The organism is Streptomyces sp. NPDC017936 (assembly GCF_044328485.1).
GTDB lineage: Bacteria > Actinomycetota > Actinomycetes > Streptomycetales > Streptomycetaceae > Streptomyces.
On sequence record NZ_JBIRHK010000001.1, the window covers coordinates 37,934 to 61,404 of the forward strand.

Sequence of the window (23,471 nt, forward strand, 5' to 3'; positions counted from 1 at the left end):
CACCGTGAACACCACCGCCGTCCCGCCGGCCGCCCCCCGGGACCTGCCCGCCGGCCAACTCCGCGGCCCCCACCCCCGCACCCGCTGGCACCCGCTGACCGTCACCGAGGTGCGCCGCCTGACCGCGGACGCGGTGGCCGTCACCTTGGACGTGCCCGCCGGCCTGCGCGAGGTCTTCGCCCACCGGCCGGGCCACCACGTCGTCGTCCGCCACCGCCGCGCCGGCGGGGAGCTGCGCCGCAGCTACTCCGTCTGCCCGCCCCCGCACGATGCGACCGCACTGCGCCTGGTGATCAGACGCGGCACGCCCGACGGCTTCGGCGCCCATGCCGTCAGCCGCCTCGTGCCCGGCGACCGACTCGAAGTGTCCGCCCCCACGGGCCACTTCGCCCTGCCCGACCTGCCCGGCGCCCACCACGTCCTGATCGCGGGCGGCTCGGGCATCACCCCGCTGGCCGCCATGGCCGCCGAGGCGCTGCGCCGGGACACCACCTGCCGGGTGTCCCTGATCCACTCCGTCCCGACCGCCGCGCAGGCCCTGCTCGCGGACGAACTGGCCACGCTCAAGGACGCCTTCCTCGACCGGTTCACCGTCCTGTACGTCCTCACCCGCGAGGACCGGGCGAACGGTGACGGACCGTTCGACGGACGCATCGACGCGGGCCGGCTGTCCCGCCTGCTCACCGCCGTCGACGCCCGGCCCGCTCCGGACACCGCCTTCGCCCTGTGCGGACCACCCGGGCTGGTCGCCACCGCCCGGCGGTTCCTGGCCGAGCACGGCGCCGATCCCGCCCTCGTGCGCTGGGAGCTGTTCACCTCCGGCGGCACCCCGGAACCGGCCCCGGAGCGGGCCGACCGGGCACGCACCGCGGGAGAGTTCCCGGCCGGGGCGGCGCCCGCCGGGACGAGCCGCGTCACGGCGCTGCTCGACGGGCGGCGCCGGCCGGCCACCGTCGGCTCCGGGGACACCGTCATCCTCGACGCGCTGCTGCGCGCCCACCCCGACGTCCCCTACGCCTGCCGCGAGGGCGTCTGCGGCAGCTGCCGCGCCAAGGTCGTGTCCGGGCAGGTCCACGCGGAGCGGCAGTACGCCCTGGACGAACGCGACCGCGCCCAGGGCTACACCCTCGTGTGCCGGGCCCGACCGCGCACCCCCGAGGTCGTCCTCGACTTCGACGCATGACACCCGCTCCCACCCCCTGCCGGCACGCAGCGAAGGAGACGCACGTTGAGCACCACCGCCCGTCTTGAGGGAAAGACCGCCCTGGTCACCGGAGGCAGCCGGGGCATCGGCCGGGCCATCAGCCGCCGTCTCGCCCACGACGGCGCCCTGGTCGCCGTGCACTACGGCCATGACCTGTCCGCCGCCGAGCGGACGGTCAAGGAGATCGAGGCCGACGGCGGCCGCGCCTTCACCGTGCACGCCGAACTCGGCGTCCCCGGCGACGCCGACACCCTCTGGTCCGCCTTCGACCGGGCCCTGGCCGACCAGGACGCCGGGACCGGACTCGACATCCTCGTCAACAACGCGGGCATCACCGTCCCGCGCCGCATCACCGACGTCACCGAGGCCGACTACGACCGGGTGTTCGCGATCAACACCAAGGCGCCGTTCTTCATCATCCAGCGCGGCCTGGACCGGCTGCGCGACGGCGGCCGCATCGTGAACATCTCCTCCGTCGCGACCCGCATCGCGTTCCCCGCGATCGTCTCCTACACCATGACCAAGGCCGCCCTCGACCACCTCACCCTGACGCTCGCCCAGGAACTGGGACCGCGGGGCATCACCGTCAACGCCGTCGCCCCCGGCTACACCGAGACCGAGATCAACCCCACCCTGAGCATCCCGGAGATCCGCCGCAGGTACTCCGAGGCCTCCGCCTTCGGCCGGCTCGGCCGGCCGGGCGACATCGCCGACGTGGTCTCCTTCGTCGCCGGCGACGACGCCCGCTGGGTGACCGGCCAGTGGATCGACGCCTCCGGAGGCGCCCACCTCGGCGTGTGACCCACCGAGGCCCCCGGCCGCACGCCACGCACGCCCCGGGCCCTCCGCCCCGCTCCCCCACTCCCGACGCACCACACGGCCGTCCGACCCCGCGGCCGCAGCACCAGGAGACACGATGACCAACCGCCCGTCCGCCCTCGCCGAGCCGGTCCCGGACGACTCCCTGACCCGGCCCTTCCCCGGCGCCAGCCCCTACGACGGCTACGTGCAGGCCTCCGTCCTCAACACCCTGCAGCACCCCCTCACCGACGCACCGGACGAGATGGGCTTCCTCGTCACCACCCAGGTGATGGAGCTGTGGTTCACCCTGATCGTGCACGAGTGGCGCACGGCACGGGTGGCCTTCGCCAAGGACGACCCGCACGCGGCCATGAGCGCCCTCGTCCGCAGCCGCCGCGCGCTGACCGCCCTCAACGGCGCCTGGGCGCCCATCGCCGCCCTGACCCCCGCCCAGTTCAACGGGTTCCGGGCGGCGTTCGGCAAGGCGTCGGGATTCCAGTCGGCGATGTACCGGCACATGGAGTTCCTCGTCGGCGACAAGTCCGCGGCCATGCTGCGCGCCCACCGAGGCGACCCGGTCGTCCACGAGGCGCTCGCCGAGACCTACCGCGAACCGTCCCTGTACGACGAGGTGCTGGCGTTCCTGCACCGCCAGGGCCTGCACGTGCCGCTCCGGGTGAGGGAGCGCGACGTGACGGGCCCGTACACCTCCGATCCCGCGGTGGTGGACATGTGGCGACAGATCTACGCAGGGCCGCAGCACCACCCGCACCTCGCCCTGGGCGAACTGCTCACCGACATCGCCGAACTCGTCACCCGATGGCGGTTCGAGCACGTCCTGGTGGTGCGGCGCGCCATGGGCGCCAAACCCGGCAGCGCCGGTTCCGCGGGGCTGGCCTGGCTGGAGAAGCGCGCCGCCCGCCCGGTCTTCCCCGAGCTGTGGGAGGTGCGCGGTGACGTCTAGGGTCGTCTCCGCCTTCGCCGCCGAGGAGGAGCAGCGGGTGCTGAGCCTGAAGCCGGTGCTCGCCCCGGTCCACGGCCGCTACGGCGACCACCCCCACCAGGTCTACGACTCCTGGCCCGCCGGCGGTTCCGACGCCCCGCTGGTGATCCTGCTGCACGGCGGCTACTGGCGCTACGACCGCATGCACCTCACCCCCTTCGCCGCCTACCTCGCCGAGCAGGGTTTCGACGTCCTGCTGCCCGGCTTCCGCCGCTCCGGCGGCGCGGGCGGCCACCCCGAGACCTTCGACGACGTCGCCCGCATCGTCGACACCCTCCCCCGGGGACGGCCGTACGTGCTGGCGGGCCACTGCTCCGGCGGCCACCTGGCCCTGTGGTGCGCCGCCCGCGGCCTGCTGCCGGCCGGCTCGCGCTGGCACACGCGCACCCTGCCCACGAGCGTGCTCGCCCTCGCCCCCATCACCGATCTGGCCGCCACCCGCCGCGACGGCCTCAGCAACGGAGCCGCCCTGCAACTCCTGGGCGGTGAGGAGCACTTCGAGGAGAGGCTGCCGGAAGTCGACCCGCTGACCCTGCTGCGCGACGCCGGCACGACCGGTGTGCCCACCGTGCTGCTGCACGGCGCCGTGGACGAGGAGGTCCCCCTCAGCCAGTTCACCGACTACGCGGCCGTCCACCGGGACCTCAGGACGGTCGTGCTTCCCGGCACCGGCCACTACACCCTCATCGAACCGGGGGCGCCCGGGGCCCGCGCCGTCGCCGACACCCTGCGGGAGATGGCGGCCGCCTTCCGCCCGCAGCACCCCGACCGAGCGGACGAGGAGCCCGCACGCCGATGACCACCGCACCGACGGCGCCCACCGCGGCGCACGCCTCCCTCGCCGAGCTCGCCGCCCGCCTCGACGCCGAGGACACCCTCGCCCCCCTGCGCGACCGCTTCCTGCTCCCCCCGGACGTCGTCTACCTCGACGGCAACTCGCTCGGCCCGCTGCCCGCCGCCGTCCCGCCCGTCCTCACCGACGTCGTCGCACGGCAATGGGGCACCGACCTCATCACCTCGTGGAACGACAACGGCTGGTGGCAGGCGCCCCTGCGGGTGGGCGACACCATCGGCGCGCTCATCGGGGCCGCGGCGGGCCAGACGGTGGCGGGCGACTCCACCACCGTGCAGCTGTTCACCGCGCTCGACGCCGCCGCCGCGCTCCGCCCGGACCGCACCCTCCTCGTCACCGACCCCGACCACTTCCCCACCGACCGCTACGCGGCCGACGCCGTCGCCGCCCGCCGCGGCCTGGACGTGCGCCGGGTGCCCCCGGCGGACCTGCCCCGCTTCCTGCGGGCCGAGGGGGACCGGGTGGCCGTCGTCAGCTACTCCCCCGTCGACTTCCGCACCGGCGAGCTGTACGACATGCGGGCGCTGACGCGGGCCGCCCACCGTGCCGGAGCCCTCGTCCTGTGGGATCTGTGCCACGCGGCCGGAGCGCTGCCCGTCGAGGTCGACGCCCTGGACGTCGACCTCGCCGTCGGCTGCGGCTACAAGTTCCTCTCCGGCGGCCCCGGCGCCCCCGCCTACCTGTACGTGGCACGCCGCCACCACGCCGCGCTGCGCACCCCGCTGCCCGGCTGGAACGGACACGCCGACCCCTTCGGCCTGCGCCGGGACTACGAACCCGCCCCCGGCATCGCCCGGGCCCGCATCGGCACTCCGCCGATCCTGTCCCTGCTCGCCCTCGAAGCGGCCCTGACCGCCTACGACGGCGTGGACCTGGCCGAGGTCCGCGCCAAGAGCCTGTCCCTGACCGGCTTCTTCCTGCGCTGCGCCGACGAACTGCTCACCCCTGCGGGCTTCACTCCCGTCACCCCGGCCGACCCCGACCGCCGCGGCAGTCAGGTCTCGCTGCGCCACCCTCACGCCCGCGCGCTGACCCGCGCGCTCGCCGACCGCGGCGTGATCGCCGACATGCGCGCCCCCGACCTGCTCCGCTTCGGCGTCAACGCCCTTTACACCACCCACCAGGAACTGCTCACCGCCGCGCAGCGCCTCCACGACATCGCGGCCGGGTCCGCCTACGACCCGGCGCCTCGGACGTCGGGTCCGGTGACGTGACGCCCGGTCTCCCCCCCCCGCCGGAGGGGAGACCGGGCGTCACGGCCGGCCGGCAAAGGATCCGGGCGAGGCCTCGCCACCCGTCACGAGAAAACCACGACCGTCCGCCCGGCCGGACTCCACCTCGCGGGCATCTTCCTCTGGTCCGCCTCTGCCCCCAGGGAAGTTGCCCGATGTCGGCTGTACGCGGACCGGTGCGCCCATGGTCAGCGGCTGCCGGCAGCACCGCCGCCATGAACGTCATCCGTACCACCCCGCCGCGGCCGCTGCCGCCCGTTGTCCTTCGTTCTCACACCGGCGCCAGGGGGCCGACAGCCTCGGTTCGCTGCCGTCCTGGCCGGCATGGAGTTCCGCGGCCCCCCGCTCCGGGGCCGCGGCTCGGCCTCACCGGGTGAGTTCACCCCGAGCAGGTCCTAGCGGCCGATCTTGTCCAGCTCGGCGAGGTCCTCGTCGGAGAGCGAGAGTCCCGCGCCGGCGACGTTCTCGCGCAGGTGCGCCACCGACGACGTGCCGGGTATGAGCAGGAGGTTCGGTGACCGCTGCAGCAGCCAGGCCAGGGCGACCGACATCGGCGTCGCGTCCAGCCGGGCGGCTACGGCGGAAAGCGCCGCGGACTGCAGCGGGGTGAAGCCGCCGAGCGGGAAGAACGGCACGTAGGCGATGCCCTTGGCGGCGAGGTCGTCGATCAGCTCGTCGTCCTGGCGGTAGGCGAGGTTGTACATGTTCTGCACGCACACGATCGGCGCGATCGTCTGTGCCTCGGCGACCTGCTCCGCCGTCGCGTTGCTCACTCCCAGGTGCCGGATCAGGCCCTCCTGCTGGAGTTCGACGAGGGTTTCGAAGGGCTCGGCGAGCGAACCGGGCCGGGGACCCCGGGCGTCGCCGAGCCGGAGGTTGACCGCGTCGAGTGCGTCGAGACCGAGGTCCTCGAGGTTCTCGTGGACGGCGCGGCGCAGGTCCTCGGGCCGCCTGGCAGGGGGCCATCCACCCTGCTGATCGCGGACCGCGCCGACCTTCGTGACGATGCGCAACGAGGCGGAATACGGGTGCAGCGCTTCACGGATCAGCTGGTTGGTGACGCGTGGTCCGTAGGCGCCGGCGGTGTCGATGTGGGTGATCCCGAGGGCGGCGGCCTCACGCAGGACGGCGAGCGCGCCGTCGTGGTCGCCGGGCGGGCCCATGACCCCGGGACCGGCGAGCTGCATGGCTCCGTAACCGAGGCGGGTGACGGTCAGATCGCCCAGGGTCCAGGTGCCGCCGGGCAGTGACGGGGAGGGCGTGTTCATGGTGTCGCTCATGCCGTCGATGGTCGCTCGCGGGCAAGCGTCGCATCCAATACCGGCTCAGCGCCCTGTCATACCCAGGAGGTATCACCGAAGTATGGTGGGGTCATGGACATGTTGGAGACCCGCGAGCTGAGGTACTTCCTGGCCGTCGCCGAGGAACTGCACTTCGGTCGTGCCGCCGAGCGCCTGGGCATGACGCAGCCGCCGCTGTCCCGGGCGATCCAGCAGCTCGAGCGGCGCCTCGGCGTCTCGCTGCTGAAACGCAACCGCCGCGGCGTCGCCCTGACCGGCGCCGGAGAGATGCTGCTGCACGAGGGCCGTGCGGCCCTCGATGCGACCACCGCCGCCGTCCGCCGCACCCGCCGCGCCGGTGGCGCCGACCGTCCGGGCGGCCCCCGCAACCGCCTGGTGCTGGCGGTGAAGGCCGGCGCGTTCCACGAGCTGTTGCACAAGCTTCTCGACGCCTACGCGGCCGAGCCCGACGCCGCCGAGATCGAGGTCCTGCCGAGCGGCACGTGCGAGCAGGAAGAGATGCTGCGCGACGGCCGCGCTGACGTGGCGCTCATGCACAAACCGTTCAACTCCCTCGCCGGGTTCGACAGCGAGGAACTGACGACCGAAGGGCAGATCGCCGTCCTGCCCGCCGGACACCCCCTCGCCGCGCACAGCACCCTGTCGCTTGCCGACGTCAGCGACATCCCCGGTCTTCCGCTCGCCCGCTGGGCCCGCAACGGCACCTACCCACCCGGCCCGGGTCCCGAGATCCACGACCAGACGCAGCTGGCCCAACTGATCGCACTCGGACGCACCGTGGCCGTCTTCCCCGACTCCGCCCGCGCCTGGCTGTGGGCCGAGCACACCGCCGTCCCCCTGACCGATGCGCCCCCTGTGGTCACCCACATCGCCTGGCCCGCCCACAGTCGCTCCCTCGCCCTCGCGGGGCTGGTCCGCACAGCCACACGGCTGTGACCGGCCTCCGGTACTGGTGGGCCAAGGTCCCGGGCCGCGAGCGGGGACTGGCCGTCGACGCCTTGGGCCCGGTGATCGCGGTGGCGGTGCTCGCCGCATCCGTCCACGACGACGCCTTCGGCACCGCCCTGCTCGACAAGGTCGCGACAGGCATCGCCTCGGATGCCGCCCTCCCCGGGCGCTCGGTCGCGCCGATGAGCGGACACGTCTGCCGGCCCGCCGGGAAAACCCGTTGCGAGTGACCCGCGTCGGATGTCTGATCGGTCCGCCACCGACCGGGGAGGGAACATGAGGGCGTCGCTGCCCACCCCCTCGTTGCGCACCGCTCGTCTTCGACTGCGCGCCTTCGAGGACGCGGATGCGAACGACCTCTTCGCACTGCAGAGCAGCGCCCACATCCTGCGTTACTGGGACTCGCCACCGTGGACCGAACGCTCGCGTGCCGAGAAGTTCATCGCTGCTTGCCGGCGGATGGAGCAGGAGGGTACCGGGACACGGTTGGCCGTGGATCGTGTCTCCGACGGGGCGTTCATCGGCTGGTGCACCCTGAGCAGTTGGAATCCGGACTTCCGCAGCGCGTCGCTCGGCTACTGCTACGACAATGCAGCGTGGGGCCAGGGCTACGCGACCGAGGCCGCGCGCGCTCTGCTGGGGTGGGCGTTCGACACGCTGGACCTGAATCGCGTCCAAGCCGAGGTCGATACGCGCAATGCGGCTTCCGCCCGCGTGCTGGAGAAGCTCGGCTTCGTGCGTGAGGGGACGTTGCGGGAGGACTGCGTCGTCAACGGCGACGTCTCCGACTCGTGGGTCCACGGCTTGCTCAGGCGGGAGTGGCAGCAGTCGTCCGAGCCGGCTCCCACCCACTGAGTCCCGTCGCTCGGCACCCGGTATCGGCCAACCCCACCAACTGATCACTGCGCCTCATCCCCACACAACGGCGAGCCGGACAAAGAGTCGCACACCGGCCTCTGACCCGATCTTCAACCTGTGCGGCGGGGCCGTGGAGCGGGAGCACGTGTTCGGACGAAGGCCGCTTCCGCGTCCGCCGGACACCGAACCGAGTGATCGAGTTCGAGGCACCGTTCGACACCGGACGTTGAAGATCAAGTGAGGGCCTGTCCGGTGTCGTGGTCTCCGTTGCAGGGTCTCGCGGCTGATGTCGTAGCCTCACGGTGCTGTCGTGCCGATGGCGTGCACGACATCACCGTGAGACTGGAGCGTGTGGGGTGCTGCTGCTCAGCGCCTCGTCTCGTACCTGGTCAGGACCACGCCGCCGGGAAACGTCCGCGTCTCCACCAGGTTCAGGTTCATCCAGCTGTCCAGCGCGGTGAAGAACGGCGTGCCGCCGCCCACCAGGACCGGATGGGCGACGATCGCGTACTCGTCGATCAGCCCGGCGCGCATGGCCGCCCCGGCGAGCGTTGCGCCGCCGATGTTCATCGGGCCGCCGTCCTCGGCCTTGAGCCGGCTGATCTCGGCGATCGCGTCGCCGGTGACCAGGCGGGTGTTCCAGTCGACCTTGTCGATCGTCGAGGAGAACACCACCTTCGGTGTGTCCCGCCAGTTCCGCGCGAACTCGATCTCCGCCGGGGTGGCGTCGGGCCGCTGGTCGCCGGTCGGCCAGTAGGAGCTCATCGCCTCCCACAGCTTGCGCCCGTACAGCGACAGGGCACTCGCCTGCTCGTGGTCGAGCCACCACTGGAACAGCTCGTGGCTCGGCGGTCCGCTCCAGCCGATGTCGTCGCCGGCCGCGGCGATGTAGCCGTCCAGGGTCAGATTCATGCCGTAGATCAGTTTCCGCATGGCCCAGCCTTCCGTCCGTGGGTGTCCGGCGTATGGACCAGCGCGGCGCGGGAAACTCATCGGTGCGCGATCCGGGCTCGCCGGCCGTCCTCGTGCTCGGGGCTCAGCGCGGTGTACTCGGCCGACACGGGCAAGCCACCTGACCTCGCCCTCGCCCTCGCGAGGAAATGCCACGGATGTGGGACTGATCATGGGTGGCAAGGCCGTGAGACAGCCAAGAACGCCCAGGTCACGCAAGATCGGCATGTCACGAGCGGCGAGACCCCACATCTATCGGGCTGCGGACCCGTGCCGGTCCGGGCCGTGGCAGACGGTGTACGACCGGTTCCGGTACTGGCGGAAGGCCGACGTGTTCACGACCCTCCGCGAGGGGGTGATCGCCGAGGCCGCGAGGCAGGGCAAGACGGACGTGTCGCCGGTCAGCGTGGACTCCACGGTTGCGCGCGCCGGCCGGGCGCCGCGTGCGGCGGACCCGGCGGTTCCGGCCGGGCCATTGAGCACGCCGGCCGACGGCGCCGCCGCCGAGTGCGTACTGCAGGGCAGTGGCACTCCCGCCCGCGCTGCCCGTGCGGTGGCAGTGCTCGCGATCGACGCGGCGGCGCAGGAACACGAGCGGCTGCGCCGGTGGGCAGCCCTGTGTGGTGCCGGATCCGGCGAGTTCAGAGGAAGTCGGCGAGCCCGTCGAGGAAGCGGTCCACGTCGTCGCTGGTGTTGTAGGGGGCCAGGCCCGCACGCAGGGCGGGGTCCTCGAGCTTGAGCGCGGTGAAGGGTTCGTGGGCGTAGAACGATCCGGCCGGTGCCACCACGCCGCGCGCGGCCAGGTGTGCCTGGGCCTCGCGGGCGTCGCGGCCTTCGATGGACATCAGCACGGTCGGTGTGCGGTCGGGGGCCTTCGAGTACAGGTCGATGGCGTCGCCCAGGGACTCCAGACCCTCCTGCAACCGTGCGCGCAGGTTCAGTTCGTGCTCGTGCAGGGACACCAGGGAGCGGGTGAGGCGCTCCCTGCGCGAGGCCCCCGTGCCCGGGTCCAGTTCGGCGAGGAAGTCGACGGCGGCGGTGGCGCCCGCCAGGATCTCGTACGGCAGCGTGCCGAACTCGAAACGCTCCGGCACGGTGTCGGAGGACGGCACGAGCTTGTCCGGGCGCAGGGTTTCGAGGAACTCGGGCGCCGCCGCGAGGACCCCGCAGTGCGGCCCGAGGAACTTGTACGGCGAGCAGACGAACACGTCGGCCCCGAGGGCGGGTACGTCCACGAGGTGGTGCGCGGCGTAGTGGACGCCGTCCACGTACACCAGAGCGCCGACATCATGGGCGCGGTCGGCGATCCGGCGGACGGGCGGCTTGGTGCCCAGCACGTTGGAGGCCGCCGTGACCGCGACCAGCCGGGTCCGGGGCGTCAGGGCGTGCTCGTACGAGTCGAGGTCGAGCTCCGTGGTCTCCGGGTCGATCTCGATCCAGCGGACCGTCACGCCGACGCGCTCGGCGGCCTGGACCCAGGGGCGGACGTTGGCGTCGTGGTCGAGACGGCTGAGGACGATCTCGTCGCCCGCGTTCCAGGTCTTGGCCAGGTGGCGGGAGAAGTCGTAGGTGAGCTGGGTGGCGCTGCGTCCGTGGACGACGCCGTTCGCGGGCACGTTCAGCAGGTCGGCGTAGGCGGCGCGGAAGTCCGCGACGGCGTGCTCGGCGTTCAGCTCGGACGGGCTGACGGTTCCCCGGTTGGACAGGGGGCCGGTCAGCGTCGCGGTGACGGCGTCGGCGACCGGGCGGGGGGTCTGCGTTCCGCCCGGACCGTCGAAGAAGGCGAGCCCGGTGGCGAGGGAGGGGAAGTGGGCCCGCAGGGCGGTGAGGTCGATGGCCATCGTCTCGGCTTTCTGTCGGGCGGAGTGCCTGGCGTCACGGTGCCTTTACTGTGGCGTCGACGTCGTGACACGTAAAGCGATGGATCCCGAAGAGAAAGTTCATCAACCGTGAAGTCTCAGCCGGATCTGAAGCTCCTGGCCACCTTCCTGGCCGTCGTACGCCGGGGCTCGATGGCCGAGGCCGCGGTCGAGCTCGGCTACGTGCCCTCCGCGGTCTCCCAGCACATCGCCGCGCTCGAACGCGACATGGGCGTCGAACTGATCACCCGCCGCCCCGGCAGCCGGCTGATCCTCACCGCGGCCGGCCGCTCCCTCGCCCGGGCGACCGAGACGCTCTTCGACGCGACCGCGCGCTTCCAGGACGCCGCCCACGGCATCGCGCATCACGAGATCGCCGAACTACGCGTCGGGACCTACCCCAGCGCCATGACCTACCTGCTCCCTCAGATCCTGTCCACGCTCAGGGCTCGCCGCCCAGGCCCCCGGATCCGTCTCGTCGTCGTGGAGACGGACGAGGGCGTGCCGAGGGTGACGTCGGGGGACCTGGATCTGCTCGTCGCCTACCGCTACCTGCCCGAGGACCCGCCGGCTCCGTCCGACGCGTTGACGATCACCCTTTTGGGGCGCGAACCGCTGGTCCTGGTCACGGGTGCCGAGCCGGGGCGCCGACGCCCGGTGGAGCTGGCCGAATGCCTGGAACGGGAATGGGTCTCGGGCCACGCCCACAGCCCCGACCGGCGTCTGCTGCACCGCTGGGCCGGAGAGCTCGGGATCGCGCCGCAGGTGACGCTGGAGACCGAGGACCTGCACAGCATGCTTGCCATGATCCGGGCGGGCCTCGCGGTCGGCCTGATCCCGGCCACGCTCCTCGGAGCAGGACACGACGCCGGAGTCGAGGGAGTGGTCCTGCCGCCCGGCGTCGCACCGCTTCACCGGGAGATCCTCGCCGTCAGCAGACCCGGTGCCCGCTCCCCGCTCATCGACGAGCTGGTCACGCTCCTGGCCGGTGCCGTGGACAGCACGCGATCGTCGGAGGGGACCAGTCCGGTGATCACGTAGTCGGCCCGATCGTCGAAGTGGCCCGTGCTGCCGGTGTGATCGTGGCCGGCACGTGCGCCCTCACGTACTGCCGCCGGCAGGTGCGCCGCGGGCACACCTCAGGCCCGGACCGACGCCATCCCTCGTGTGTCAGCACGGTGGCGGCCGGCAACACGTGTGGCGCCCTCGCTGAGGCAAGTGACACGGCCGGAGCCGGTGAGCCGGCGGCTTCAGGCCCCGGCCGGTTCCCGACGGTGACGCCGCTCGACGACGAGAGCGATTCGGGCGAGCACGCCGTCGCCCCGGAAGTTGTGCGTGCGACGAAGGGGGCCCGAGCAAGGCACAGCAGGTGTTCCGGCATGGTCCGGCAGCCCTCGCCCAGGGGCAGCTCGACGCATCACGGGAGCTGGGCGTGGAGTGGGCGCAGGACTTCGCGAAGGGGCTGCCGCGTGAGCGTCCGAGCGGTCCTGATCAAGGCTGCTCGGGTGCCGCCTGCTGCAGGTCGGTGGGCGGTGTGTCGGGGAGCAGGCGGGTGAGGTCGACGGCGTGGGGGTGTACGTCGGCGGCCAGGAGCAGCAGGCGCAGCGGCTGCCGGCGCAGGCCCGTCACGGTCGTCCGGCGGTCCGGTCCGTCGAGGGGGGCGGGGGCGAAGAGGAGGTGGAGGCCGGCGACGTCCATGAAGGCTGTGTGGTTCAGGTCCCACAGCAGGTCGGTCACGTGTGCCGGCAGGGCGTCGACGGCGGAGCGCAGCGGGGACAGGGTGTCGAAGTCGATGTCCCCGCGCAGTGTGATGCGTGCGGAGGTGCCGTCGATGGCGGTGGTGATGTTCATGCTGGGCACGCCCCCTTCCGGGGGTTGATGAGCCCAACGGCGAAGCACCCCCGAGGAGAGGGGGTCCACGACGATGGCGGGGGCCCGGTGCCCGGGATGGGGGCAACGCCCGGCTCCCCGAAAGGCCGGCACCCGCGGGTGCCGGTCGGTCTCGTTGTCTGCCCACCGTCGCACACTCCCTCCCCCCTCCGCGACTCCCGCGGGGAAACGTTGTGTGAAGCGCGCGCCCACCAAGGCCATCGCCGCGCGGGGAGAGGCCGTCAGAGCCCGAGCGCGACGGCGCGGCGCGACGCCGCGGCGGCCCCGGCCGACGGCGCGACCGGCTGGAGTGCACCCCGGTCCCCGGCCGCGGCCCTCCAGCCGGCCGGGGACCGGCATCGCGTCGTGTACGACGGCCCACTCCGCGTCGCTCGTGTCCGACGGACACTTCGGTCGCCCGTACGGCCGGTTCCCGGCGCTCCCGAACCGGCGAGCGAGACGATCAATCGCCGTATCCGCCGTCGTCCGCTTCCTCGACGTCCCGTCGCGGCGGCAGTCGTCCGCGCCCTCGAGCCGGCTGACCGGCAGTGCGCCACGCGTCAGCTCAGGTCTTCGAGTGCCTGGCGGGTTCTCTGCGTGTCAGGGTGGTGTTCGCCCAGCACCCGGGTCTGGAGGGGCAGCAGGTCGGCGTAGGCCGCTGCCGACCCTGCGGTGTCCCCCGCCCTGCCCCGCCACTCGGCGAGGAAGCCCCACGCCTTGAGGGTGTCGGGATGGTGTCGGCCCAGCCGCCGCACACAGTCCCGCACGACGTCCGCGAGGGCGGTGACGGCCCGGACGGGGTCGCCCGCCTCTCCCCACCTCAGGGCGAGATGGCCGCGGGCCCTGAGGGTAGCGGGATGGCCGTCGCCCCGTCGGCGGCGGCTGTCCTCGACCAGTTGGGCGAACGCGGCCGTGGCCCCGGCCACGTCGCCTGACTTCGCCTGCAGGTGGGCGACGTTGTTCCGGGTGTCGAGGGTGTCCGGGTGGTCGGCGCCCAGCACCCGTGTCCGCACCTCGATGAGTTCGGCGAACGCGGTGGTGGCTGCGGCCGTGTCCCCCATCATCGCTTGCTGGTAGGCGAGGTTGTTGAGAGCCATGAGGGTTTCGGGGTCGTCGTCACCCAGCAACCGCCGCTGGTCCTGGAGGAGTTCGGTCAACTCGGCCACTGCGGTGACGTGGTCCCCCGCCTCGCCCCGGAAGCGAGCGAGGTTGTTGCGCAGCAGGAGGGTGTCGCGGTGATCGTCGCCCCGCACCCGCCGCATGTCGTCGAGCAGGTCGGCGAATTCGACCACGGCTCCGGCCAGGTCCCCCGCCAGGGCCTTGGTGTACGCGACGCTGTTCCGGGTGACCAGCAGGTCGGGGTGGTCGACGTCCAACTGTCCGCGCTGGTCCGCCAGCACACCGGCCAGGGCGGCCGCGGCTCCGTCCAGGTCCCCCGCCTCTCCCTGCCAACGCGCCGCCTGCTGGCGGAAAAAGAGGGTGTCGCGGTGGTGTTCGCCGAGGTGGGTGCCGGCCTGCTCGGCGAGGTGCTGGTAGTGGTCACGGGCAGCGCCGACCTGGCCCGATGCGCCGAGGCTGGTGCCACTGCGGTGGAGCAGGAGGTGCGCGACCGGCCGGTACAGCGCGTCTTGCGCGTGCCCGGCGAGGACGGCGGTGTTGGCCCTCAGGGCGGCAGCGAGGTCGGTGTCCCGTTCGATGTCGGGCCAGGCGGCCATCAGGGCGTCGGCCGCCGCGCGGACGACGTGGGGTCTGTCCTCGGGGGTGAGCCGCTCGCGGACCGCGCGCTGGATGAGCTGGTGCATGCGAACGGCCCGGTGGGGCGTGTCCGGGTCGCGGTCGATGAGGCTGAACTGGTTCAGGTTCCGCAGGACTTCGCTGATGTCGCAGAGGTCGTCGGCCTCGTCGCCCGGCCGGCCCGCGGGTGTGCCCGAGTTCGACGACGCGGTGCGGTGGGCGGCCGGGTAGGCCCGTACGGGCGGGGAGGCGAGCACCGGGGCGGGGATGCCGTTGGGGTCCAGCAGGGACAGCACGTGGAGCAGCGGACGCGCCAGGCCCCGGGGCGGCTGCCGGTCGGCCCGCTCGATGGACATGTCCCAGGCCGCCGCCACCGCCTTGCTCTGATCGTCGGGAAGTCCGATGTCGGCCGGCAGCACACGGGCGAGGGTGTTCGCCTGGCTCGCCAGACGCGCGCGGTAGCCGGCGCAGTCCAGGTGCAGGGAGTGCATGAACGGGACCGCCTGGGACAGCGCGAGCGGCAGCCGTCCGAGGTCTTCCGCCAGGCGTGCGATCTGCGCCGGGTCGTCCTCTCGGCCGAGGGCCGCGAGCTTGGTGGTCAGGTACAGGACCGCTTCCTCGGGGGTGAACCGCTCGACTTCGACGAGCCGGCTGCCCGCCCGCAGCAGCGAGACGTCCCGGAACCGGGTGGTGACCAGCGTCTGCCCGTGCGGGACGTGCGGGGGCCAGAGCCCCTGGACCTCGCTCGTGTACGGTACGTCGTCCAGCACGACCAGCCATCGCAGGCCGGGCCGGGGTCCGCCGTCCCGCGTTCCCGGGGCGAGGCTGAGCCAGTTCAGGAACGTGGACGCGGCCTGCGGATCCTCCCGGCCGACGTCCAGCAGTCGGGAGGCCGCGCCGGCGTAGGCGTCCGCGACTGCGCTGCGGGAAGCCGCCGTCACCCACAGGACCAGGTCCACCCGGCCGGTGTCGCGGGCCGTGCGGGCGTAGTGGGCGGCCAGTTGGGTCTTGCCGACCCCGCCCATGCCGGTCATCACATGGCTGAGCACCGCGGTCCCGCCCGTGGCCGCGGTCTGCAGACGTACGCGCAGTTCCGGCCGCTGCACGTAGCAGTCGGCCTCGAACGGAACATGCCCCAGGACTCGGCACACGACCTCGGCCTGTTCGCTCCCCCGCCGAGCGTTCGCCTCTGCCCGCCCCGGCTCGCCCGGACGGTCGGTGCGGTCCTCCTCAGCGGCGATCCGCCGCAGATCCAGCAGTTCCTGCCGCTCCGCTTGTTCCAGGCCCCATGCCCGTGCCAGGGCCGCGACCGTCGTGTCCGTGGGAACCGGCCCGCCTTTTCTGAGGGCGTGGTACACGGTGGTACGGCTCATCTCCGCTCGACGAGCAAGCGCCGTTCGGGTCTCCCGGGCGGCGGCCGCCGCGTCGTTGAGCCTGTTGCGCAGCTCCCTCAGCGCGCGCTCGGCCCGCTCCTCCTGCATGCTTCCCCCCGGTGTTCAACGGTGTTCATTCTGGTCCGGCCGAACCACGCAGAACGGATTTTCCGAGACCTTGGGTCACGTCACCGACCCATCCACTCCAGGGAGCTGGTCATGTCCGACCTCGCCGCCGTTCTGTTCGCAGCCGCGCTCGTGGTGATCGTGGCGTCGCTGGCCGCCGCTGCCGCGGCCAAGCTGGCGCGCCTGGAGGGAGCCGCCTACCCCACCGCCGTCAAGCACGCCGCCCTCGCCTTCGCCGGGACCCTGACCCTCGCAGCCGCCCTCACCGGCGCCCTGGCAGCGCTGCACACCTGACTGCGGCACGGCCGGGGCCGGTCACGAATTTCCTGCCGTCACGGAGCGGCGTCGGTGCCGGGTTCCTCTTTCGGTGGGCATACGTCCTGGTGGCGGGGTGGTTCGGTTCCTCGGGGACGGGTGCCGGACGGCGCCCTGGAGACGGCCGGGGCGACCACGGAGGCGGCTGGGGCCGCGACCGGCGGAACCACACCGTCCGACCCCGCCCGGGGTCACTTCCTCCAGCGCGCCACAAACCCCGCACGTCACAACCGAAAGTCCACCGTAGCCCTGGACAGGGGCACTGCCGGTGCGGTCTTGAGGCCGTCGTCCACCACGCACGCGGACAAGGCGATCCGAAGGTGCCGTTCACCCACGCACCGCGCGCCCGGCCGGGAACACCAGGAGGCGGAGGCCCCCGGGGGGCGGCCTGGCTCGCCGGGCCTCCGCCTCGGTGGCCCGGATCTCAGTCCGCTTCGGCCGTCTCCTCCTTGCCCTTCCGCGCCTTCCTCTCTTCCTTCTGCGCCTTTTTCTGGTTTTTCTCAGCTTTTTCGGGCTTGCCGGGCTGTTCGCTGGGGGCCTTTGCCCCGGTCTCCTCGCCCGGATCGGAGGGGGCCGCGGTCAAGCCGCCCGGAGTGCCGTCCGAGTCGGCGTGGGGCGTGGGGGCGGCGGTGCCGTGTGCGGCTGCATCGGTGGCTGGATCCCGGCTCGGGTCAGCCGGGGCGGAGCGGGGGCTTCGCCCCGGGGTGGCGTCACGGGGCGGTTCGGCCAGGGTGTCGGAGACGGATGACGACGGAGCCACGGGGGTCGCGTCATTCCTTTTGGCAGCGATGTCCGACGGATCGGCCGACGCGGAGGGGCTACTGACGGCCCGTGTCGCTTTCTCGCCGCTTCCTTGGCGGGAAGGGCCGTCGGAGACGGCGAGGGCAGTGGTCAGGACGGCAGCGAGCGCGGCGGTTCCACCGGCGACCAGGGCGCGGCGCCGCGGGGCTGCGGCTTTCGGCCGAGTCGCCCTGACGGCGGGCAACGGGTTCAGGTGCGTGGGCTCGGTGTCCCGCACCGGTTCCCGACCCGGCACGCCGCTCGTGGCCGGGGTCACGGAGGGGAGGGACACGGAGTCCGCCGTGCCGGCCAGGGCGGTCAGCATCCGGGCGCACTCGCGTGCCGACGGGCGGTCCCGCTCGTCCAGGGCGGTCATGCTCCGCAGCAGGGCCGCGAAGTCCTTCGGCAGGGAGTCGGGCAGTACGGGCTGGCGGTGGAGTCGTGCGATCGCGGCCTCGAGGGGGCCGCCGTCGTATTCGAGCCTGCCGGTGAGGCACTCGAGGAGTACGAGACCGAGGGCGTAGATGTCGGCGGGTCGGCCGACGGACCGGCCGAGCACCTGCTCGGGCGACAGGTACGCGGCGGTGCCGATGAGCGTGCCGGTGGCGGTATGGGTGGTGGCGTCGAGCAGCCGGGAGATACCGAAGTCGGTCAGGTGGGGATGGCCGGATGCGTCCAGGATGACGTTGGACGGCTTCACGTCACGGTGGACGATCTCCGCTTCGTGCGCGTGGGCCAGGGCCTGGGCAAGGTCGGCGCCGACTGCGGCGGTCTCTTCGGGGGACAGGGGACCTTCGGTGATGCGGACTTTCAGCGTGGGGCCTTCGATCAGCTGCATGACCAGGTAGGCGCGGCCGTTGTGCCGTCCGGCGTCGTAGGCGGTGACCAGCCCGGGGTGCTGCAGCCGGGCCAGAATGACCGCTTCGCTCTGGAAACGTTCCTCCATGTCGATGTCGGCGCCGGGCCGGAAGACCTTGACCGCTACCGGTCGTCGCAGACGCAGGTCGAAGCCGCGGTGGACGTCGGCGGCACCGCCCGAGCCGATGAGCGCGTCCAGGCGGTATCGCCCGGCCAGTACTTCGGCGGAGTGCCGGGTGGCCAGTGCCAGAGCCGACTCGCGGAGCCTCATTCCATCTCCCACTGCTTCGAAGAAGGGTCCGTGCAGGCGCTCGTTGCCGACGGGACGCCGGACACATGTACCCCTGAGAGACAGGGCTATCCGCAGAGTCACGATTCAGGGATTTTCCGTCATATCGGTATCTTCAGACGCCTGTCCGACTCTTCGGGGGCGGGCCTACCGCGGGGCAATCAGCTTCACGCCTCGCCGCCACACGCCACACGCAGCACGCCACGTGCGACGCGCCACGGCAGGCGAACGGCGAGTTTTCCGCGGGAAGTCACGGAGGGAGGCGGCCGGACTCTTCCAGCAGGACGCGGGGCTGGGCATCAGCGCCGATGCGGCCCGCAGCCGCTTCGGACGGCGCTGTCACGTTGTGGGGTGTCAGCGTCTGACGGCGCGTCGGGGCGTGGTGGGCTTGCGGTCCGGCCCTTCACCGCACCTGTCGCAAGGTCCGCCCCCGCTCGCGACTCGACCGGACGATGGCCCCGGCCGGCGCCGGGACAGGCGGGTAACCCGGATCGGACGTCACCGGAGCCATCCCGCCGGACTGCGCGCGCAAGGGCGGAGGACGCTGTGGGCGACAAGCGCACGGACCGCACGGCACGGGTCACGCTGTGCCCCGGACGACGGCGACCGGGCAGTGCGCGTGATGCAGCAGCGCCTGGCTCACCGAACCCAGCAGCATCCCGGAGAAACCACCGCGCCCTCTGGCTCCGACCACCATCAGCGAGGCGTTCCTGCTCGCTTCGATCAAGACCTCGCGGGTTTCACCGCTCAGCACTTCCTGCCTGACGGTGACGTCCGGATACCTCTCCCCGTGACCGACGACTGCCTGGGCCAGCAGACGCTCCGCGTTCTCCACGCCCGTGCCGGCCGGCGCATAGTCCGGCAGCCACGCGTGCACAGCGCTGATCTCGGCTCCCCGCAACGACGCTTCGGCGAAGGCGAATTCGACCGCCCTCTCGCCTTCGGGGGAGCCGTCGACGGCCAGCACGATCGGCCCGGCGCCATCCGGTTCCTCATGGACCACCAACACCGGACACCGGCTGTGGGCTGCCAGGGACACCGCCGTCGAACCCAGCAGCATGCCGACGAAGCCCCCGGCGCCCCGGCGGCCGACGACCACCAGGTCCGCAGTTCGCGACTCGGCCGACAGCACCGACACCGCACCGCCGGCCATCACGGAACCGGCGACCTCCACACCGGGCGCCACGCTCCGGGCACGCTCCGCGGCGTCGCGCGCCAGGTGATCGAGCGACGACGGGTCCAGCGGCGCGTACACGGGCCTGACCGGCCGGCTGAAGGCGTGCACCACACGGAGCCTCGCACGACGCCGCTGGGCTTCCCGGGCGGCCTGCACCACCGCGGCATCACTCGACGACGAGCCATCCACTCCTACGACGACCAGGCCGCTCACTGCGCCTCCACGAGAAAGTCACGTCTTCTTCCGCTGCTCATCCCGTCCTGCGAACGGTGACGACGGGGCAGTGCGCGTGCGTCATCACGGCCTGGCTCACCGAGCCCAGGAGCAGTCCGGCAATACCGCTGCGCCCGCGGGCGCCGACCACCAGCAGCTGAGCCGCCCGGCTCGCCTCGAGCAGGACCTCACGCGCTGTGCCGTCCACCACGTCGCGTCGGACGGTGACGTCCGGACGGGCGTCCGCCCGGCCGGCGATCGCCTGGGCCAGCAATCGCGCTGCGGACTCGGGGGCCGCGTCGGGCGGGGCCTTGTCCGGCTGCCACGCATGAACCGCCACGAGCTCGGCCTGGCGCTGTGAGGCTTCGGCGAAGGCGACGCCGACGGCCTCGTCGCTGTCCGGGGAGCCGTCGACTCCCAGGACGACCGGCCCTGCCTCAGCGGATGCCCGGTGTTCTGCGCGGACCGTCATCACGGGGCAATGGCTGCGGGAGGCCAAGGACACCGGTGTGGATCCCAGCAGCAGGCGCATGAGACCCCCCATGCCTCTGGAACCGACGACGATCAGGTCCGCAGCCCGCGACTCGGCTTCCAGCACGTACACCACATCACCCGTCACCACGGCCTTGGTGACCACGACCTCGGGCTCCACCTCGAAGGCACGGGCCGCCGCCTGGCGGACCAGCGTCTCGGACGTCGGGTCCGGCACCATGTATCTGGGCTTGATCGGAACTTCGGCATGCACCACACGCAGCCTGGCACCGCGCCGTGCTGCCGCCGTGGCGGCTGCTTCCACGGCGGCGAGACCCATCGCCGAGCCGTCCACCCCGACCACGACCAGATCGCTCATAGCTGGCTGCTCCACCTCAAGCTGCGGGTTCCCAGCGTCGCCCCATCGGCATGCCACTGCAATTCTTGGCCCGCCCCCCGTACCGCACGCCGGCCGCAGGACGCCGTCTGCAAAACTCCCGCTGCGCACCGACGGCTGCGGTCGTCCGCCGTACCGGCACGCCTCGGATCTCATCGGCACGAGTGAGACCGCCGGCATCGGCCGTCGGATTCACCGACGCGTCCGCAGGCTGCGCCGCTCGTCCGGCCGACACCTCCTCGACGGCGCCGACGCGCACACTGTTCTCTCACGCTCGGGGTCCTGCCGCGCAGGCGAGACCGGGCAGCCCGCGGGCTGCCCCTGACACGAGGTTCCCGTACACGGCTCCTGTTCCGATGAGCTTCCAGCGTGAGGATGTCCTTCGGCCGCGGGTTCAGCTCCGCCGGCGGCACGGGAATCCAGAAGGTCGAGAGCTCCGCCGCGGACCATGCCACCGACAGCGCGCACACCACCCCGCAGTTCCGCCGGAACGCCGCTGCCGTCAGGCGTCGCCTCGCCACGCGGTCGGTCAGCCGTCCGAGGCACGCGACCAACAGCGCCGTGACCGCGGTCAGCCCATGGTGGGCCCCGCCGGCGGGTGCAGCACCAGCCCCACCAGAGCGAATCCGATGAAGGCGGCGGCGCCGCTCCGGCACAGGACGACGAACCCGACCACGCGTACCGGCGCCACGTACCGGCTGGACGTCACCGGCGTCGGAGGCTGGCGCTCTCCCGTCGCCCTCGACGGCCTCGGCTCGGCCAGCAGGTGGTGGAGAGCATCCGGCCGCCGCTTCCGGAAGTCGAGCCACTGACGGCGGCACAACTCCGCGCTGTCCGGTGGCAGGCGCACGCTGTCCCGCAGCACGCAGATCGCGCGCGGTCCCGCCTCCTCGATCGCCCGCCGGGTCGCTCCCCAGCCGGCCCGCGAGCTTCGTCCCAGGCGTCGCGGACAGCATCGGCGCGACTGCTCGGACCACTCGGGGCATGGGTCACGCCTCGGGATCATCGCGGAGACGTGAGGTGATACCAAGGTGCGTGCGCACGCCGAGGAGGCTTTGCTCCGCGTCGCTGCGCCCGGGCCGCGGCGCCGCCCGCACGGCCACTTGGCGAGACGCAACGGATCAGGCTGCCGGGGAGCCGATACGACCGCGCGCTGCGCGGTCAACGCCCGCTCGAGGAGGACGATGCCGAGGGGGACCGCCGGATCCTGGCTCCGGTGACGAACCGCGGCGACTGCATCGGCGTCCTGGAGCCGGTGGTGCCCCACTCGGACGACACGGTGCGCGACTCCGTGCCATCCTCTGTGGTCGCAGGCCAAAAGGGTGGGGACGGCTTGGGCGATGCCGTGGGCGCGGGCTGCGGTCAGGTCGCGGGTCCGGCCCGGTACGGCCCGCGAGAGCCAGAGCGGGGTGCCGTCCGGACGGGCGACGACCTGGACGTTCGTGCCGCGCCGGCAAGGCCGCTCAGGCGCCGCGCGCCCGCAGAATTCCTTCGACGCCCAGCAGGAAGGTCTCGCAGATCAACTTCGGATCGAAGAGGCAGCCGGCGGCCATGGCGCCGTCCCGGAGCATGACGAGGTGCCGGCCGGCCTCGTCGGCGGGAGCGTCACCGACCTGCGCCAGCAACTCGGTGACGGTGTCCAGGAACCACTGGCGGTGGGCCAGGACGGCTTGGTGGATGGGGTGGGTGGAGTCGGGGTACTCGGCTACCGCGTTGAGGAAGGCGCAGCCGCGGAATCCGGGGCCCTGGATGCCTTCGGTGATGAACCGGCAGACCGCCCGGACCTTGTCGGCCGCCGACTGCTCGCCCGCCTGAGCGGCCTCGGCTCCCGCCCGGATTCCCCGGTCGGCCCGGTCGAGGTAGGCGAGGACGAGCTCTTCCTTGCCCGCGAAATGCCGGTACAGCGTGGCTCGGGTGACCTGCGCCTCCGCGATGATCCGGTCGACGCCGACGGAGTGGATTCCCTCCGCGTAGAAGATCTCGGTTGCCGTGTCGAGCAGTCGCGCTCGCGCCGCCGACGTGCTGCCGCCTCCTGTGCCCTCACTCATGCGGCCAGATTACCCCACCAGTGAGGGAGAACGTTCGGTCTTGACAGGCGCCGACCCGGCCCTCTTGGATACACGACAAGACCGAACGTTCTCCCTCAGGAAGGGTGGTGCCTCCGTGGCTCTCCGTCGCAGCCTTCTCTTCTCGGGCGTCGCCCTGACCGCCGTCGCCTGAGCCCTGGCCCGCAGCCCGGTCCTGTCGCCGGCTGACCTCAACACGCTCCCACCGAAAGGAACTTCCGTGGACACCCTCGTCGGTACCGCTCCCCCCAGCGTTCTCGCAGCCCTGCGCAGGCTGTACTTCCTGCGCTTCGCGTTCGCCGCCGTGTGGGCCGCCCTTCTGTTCGCGACCGCCGACACACTGGGCGCGCTCACCGCCACGCTGCTGGTGGTCTACCCCTTGTTCGACGTGGCGTGCGCGGTCATCGACATCAGGTCCGCCCAGGGGAACGGCCGACCGGTGCGCGGCCTGTACGTGAACGTCGTGCTCAGCACGCTCGCCGGCATCGGCCTCGCCGTCACCGCCGCCTCCGGCATCCCCGCCGTCCTGCGGGTCTGGGGCGCCTGGGCCGTCGCCGCGGGCATCGTCCAGCTCGTCGTCGGCGCCGTCCGACGCCGACTCGGCGGCCAGTGGGCGATGATCGCCAGCGGTTCCCTCTCCACCTTCGCCGGCGCCTCGTTCATCGCCCAGGCGGACGAGGACGGCGCCTCCCTGAGCAATCTGGCCGGCTACGCCTTCCTCGGCGGCGTCTTCTTCCTCGTCTCCGCCCTCCGCCTGGGACGCACCCGCACGAAGGAGTGACCCTGGTTCCCC

21 protein-coding genes are annotated in these 23,471 nt (G+C 72.5%); 11 read left to right on the forward strand and 10 right to left on the reverse strand.

Going from position 1 to position 23,471, the window contains the following annotated elements; translation table 11 throughout:
- Positions 1 to 4 precede the first annotated feature (4 nt).
- The 5 genes from ACH4F6_RS00125 to kynU all read left to right on the forward strand — a co-directional run bounded on the left by ACH4F6_RS00125 (position 5) and on the right by kynU (position 5,075).
- The gene (locus tag ACH4F6_RS00125; protein WP_397957518.1) at positions 5 to 1,183 is read left to right on the forward strand and encodes a 2Fe-2S iron-sulfur cluster-binding protein; all 1,179 of its coding nucleotides are present in this window, start codon (positions 5 to 7) and stop codon (positions 1,181 to 1,183) included.
- A 45-nt stretch (positions 1,184 to 1,228) separates the two neighbouring features.
- The gene (locus ACH4F6_RS00130; RefSeq protein ID WP_397957519.1) at positions 1,229 to 2,005 is read left to right on the forward strand and encodes an SDR family oxidoreductase; all 777 of its coding nucleotides are present in this window, start codon (positions 1,229 to 1,231) and stop codon (positions 2,003 to 2,005) included.
- Positions 2,006 to 2,120: 115 nt separating this feature from the next.
- Complete coding sequence (locus ACH4F6_RS00135; protein ID WP_397957520.1) at positions 2,121 to 2,969, forward strand: tryptophan 2,3-dioxygenase; 849 nt, start codon at positions 2,121 to 2,123, stop codon at positions 2,967 to 2,969.
- The gene (locus ACH4F6_RS00140; RefSeq protein WP_397957521.1) at positions 2,959 to 3,807 is read left to right on the forward strand and encodes an alpha/beta hydrolase family protein; all 849 of its coding nucleotides are present in this window, start codon (positions 2,959 to 2,961) and stop codon (positions 3,805 to 3,807) included. Before ACH4F6_RS00135 ends, ACH4F6_RS00140 begins: the two co-directional genes overlap by 11 nt.
- A complete protein-coding gene (kynU, locus tag ACH4F6_RS00145; protein WP_397957522.1) occupies positions 3,804 to 5,075 on the forward strand; it encodes a kynureninase in 1,272 nt (423 codons plus the stop codon). The genes ACH4F6_RS00140 and kynU overlap by 4 nt, the downstream gene beginning before the upstream one ends.
- A gap of 413 nt (positions 5,076 to 5,488) precedes the next feature.
- Here kynU and ACH4F6_RS00150 read toward each other — a convergent pair whose 3' ends face one another.
- Positions 5,489 to 6,361 carry an aldo/keto reductase family oxidoreductase gene (locus ACH4F6_RS00150; RefSeq protein ID WP_397958186.1) on the reverse strand — a complete coding sequence of 291 codons (873 nt, stop codon included), beginning with the start codon at positions 6,359 to 6,361 and terminating at the stop codon, positions 5,489 to 5,491.
- A gap of 105 nt (positions 6,362 to 6,466) precedes the next feature.
- On the opposite strand from ACH4F6_RS00150, the gene ACH4F6_RS00155 reads away from it, so the two are divergent.
- Genes ACH4F6_RS00155 through ACH4F6_RS00165 form a run of 3 tightly spaced genes read left to right on the forward strand, consistent with a single transcriptional unit; the run spans position 6,467 to position 8,197 of the window.
- Positions 6,467 to 7,330 carry a LysR family transcriptional regulator gene (locus tag ACH4F6_RS00155; protein ID WP_397957523.1) on the forward strand — a complete coding sequence of 288 codons (864 nt, stop codon included), beginning with the start codon at positions 6,467 to 6,469 and terminating at the stop codon, positions 7,328 to 7,330.
- Positions 7,327 to 7,572: a hypothetical protein gene (locus tag ACH4F6_RS00160; RefSeq protein ID WP_397957524.1), complete on the forward strand. Its 246-nt coding sequence runs from the start codon at positions 7,327 to 7,329 to the stop codon at positions 7,570 to 7,572. Before ACH4F6_RS00155 ends, ACH4F6_RS00160 begins: the two co-directional genes overlap by 4 nt.
- A 46-nt stretch (positions 7,573 to 7,618) precedes the next feature.
- Positions 7,619 to 8,197 carry a GNAT family N-acetyltransferase gene (locus ACH4F6_RS00165; RefSeq protein WP_397957525.1) on the forward strand — a complete coding sequence of 193 codons (579 nt, stop codon included), beginning with the start codon at positions 7,619 to 7,621 and terminating at the stop codon, positions 8,195 to 8,197.
- A gap of 369 nt (positions 8,198 to 8,566) precedes the next feature.
- Here the strand turns inward: ACH4F6_RS00165 and ACH4F6_RS00170 are convergent, their stop codons facing one another.
- Together ACH4F6_RS00170 and ACH4F6_RS00175 are read right to left on the reverse strand one after the other, a co-directional pair.
- Positions 8,567 to 9,133, reverse strand: coding sequence for a dihydrofolate reductase family protein (locus tag ACH4F6_RS00170; protein ID WP_397957526.1), 567 nt, complete (start codon positions 9,131 to 9,133; stop codon positions 8,567 to 8,569).
- Between the two features lie 659 nt (positions 9,134 to 9,792).
- Positions 9,793 to 10,992, reverse strand: coding sequence for a cysteine desulfurase-like protein (locus tag ACH4F6_RS00175; protein ID WP_397957527.1), 1,200 nt, complete (start codon positions 10,990 to 10,992; stop codon positions 9,793 to 9,795).
- 108 nt (positions 10,993 to 11,100) lie between these two features.
- On the opposite strand from ACH4F6_RS00175, the gene ACH4F6_RS00180 reads away from it, so the two are divergent.
- On the forward strand, positions 11,101 to 12,051 hold the full coding sequence (locus tag ACH4F6_RS00180) for a LysR family transcriptional regulator (protein WP_397957528.1): 951 nt from the start codon (positions 11,101 to 11,103) through the stop codon (positions 12,049 to 12,051).
- Between the two features lie 450 nt (positions 12,052 to 12,501).
- Here ACH4F6_RS00180 and ACH4F6_RS00185 read toward each other — a convergent pair whose 3' ends face one another.
- A complete protein-coding gene (locus tag ACH4F6_RS00185) occupies positions 12,502 to 12,861 on the reverse strand; it encodes an STAS domain-containing protein (protein ID WP_397957529.1) in 360 nt (119 codons plus the stop codon).
- 578 nt (positions 12,862 to 13,439) lie between these two features.
- Positions 13,440 to 16,094, reverse strand: a complete 2,655-nt coding sequence (locus ACH4F6_RS00190; RefSeq protein ID WP_397957530.1) for a tetratricopeptide repeat protein — start codon at positions 16,092 to 16,094, stop codon at positions 13,440 to 13,442.
- A gap of 111 nt (positions 16,095 to 16,205) precedes the next feature.
- Between ACH4F6_RS00190 and ACH4F6_RS00195 the strand changes: the two genes are divergently transcribed.
- Positions 16,206 to 16,406: a hypothetical protein gene (locus tag ACH4F6_RS00195; RefSeq protein WP_397957531.1), complete on the forward strand. Its 201-nt coding sequence runs from the start codon at positions 16,206 to 16,208 to the stop codon at positions 16,404 to 16,406.
- A gap of 445 nt (positions 16,407 to 16,851) precedes the next feature.
- On the opposite strand, the gene ACH4F6_RS00200 is transcribed toward ACH4F6_RS00195, so the two are convergent.
- From ACH4F6_RS00200 to ACH4F6_RS00220, 5 genes are all read right to left on the reverse strand, one after another.
- Positions 16,852 to 18,336 (reverse strand): protein kinase, encoded by a 1,485-nt coding sequence (locus ACH4F6_RS00200; RefSeq protein ID WP_397957532.1) that lies wholly within the window; start codon positions 18,334 to 18,336, stop codon positions 16,852 to 16,854.
- Between the two features lie 598 nt (positions 18,337 to 18,934).
- A complete protein-coding gene (locus tag ACH4F6_RS00205) occupies positions 18,935 to 19,744 on the reverse strand; it encodes a universal stress protein (protein WP_397957533.1) in 810 nt (269 codons plus the stop codon).
- A gap of 37 nt (positions 19,745 to 19,781) precedes the next feature.
- On the reverse strand, positions 19,782 to 20,594 hold the full coding sequence (locus tag ACH4F6_RS00210) for a universal stress protein (protein WP_397957534.1): 813 nt from the start codon (positions 20,592 to 20,594) through the stop codon (positions 19,782 to 19,784).
- 589 nt (positions 20,595 to 21,183) lie between these two features.
- A complete protein-coding gene (locus ACH4F6_RS00215) occupies positions 21,184 to 21,321 on the reverse strand; it encodes a hypothetical protein (RefSeq protein ID WP_397957535.1) in 138 nt (45 codons plus the stop codon).
- A 754-nt stretch (positions 21,322 to 22,075) separates the two neighbouring features.
- Positions 22,076 to 22,660 (reverse strand): TetR/AcrR family transcriptional regulator, encoded by a 585-nt coding sequence (locus ACH4F6_RS00220; protein ID WP_397957536.1) that lies wholly within the window; start codon positions 22,658 to 22,660, stop codon positions 22,076 to 22,078.
- Positions 22,661 to 22,898: 238 nt separating this feature from the next.
- On the opposite strand from ACH4F6_RS00220, the gene ACH4F6_RS00225 reads away from it, so the two are divergent.
- The gene (locus tag ACH4F6_RS00225) at positions 22,899 to 23,459 is read left to right on the forward strand and encodes a hypothetical protein (protein WP_397957537.1); all 561 of its coding nucleotides are present in this window, start codon (positions 22,899 to 22,901) and stop codon (positions 23,457 to 23,459) included.
- Positions 23,460 to 23,471 lie beyond the last annotated feature (12 nt).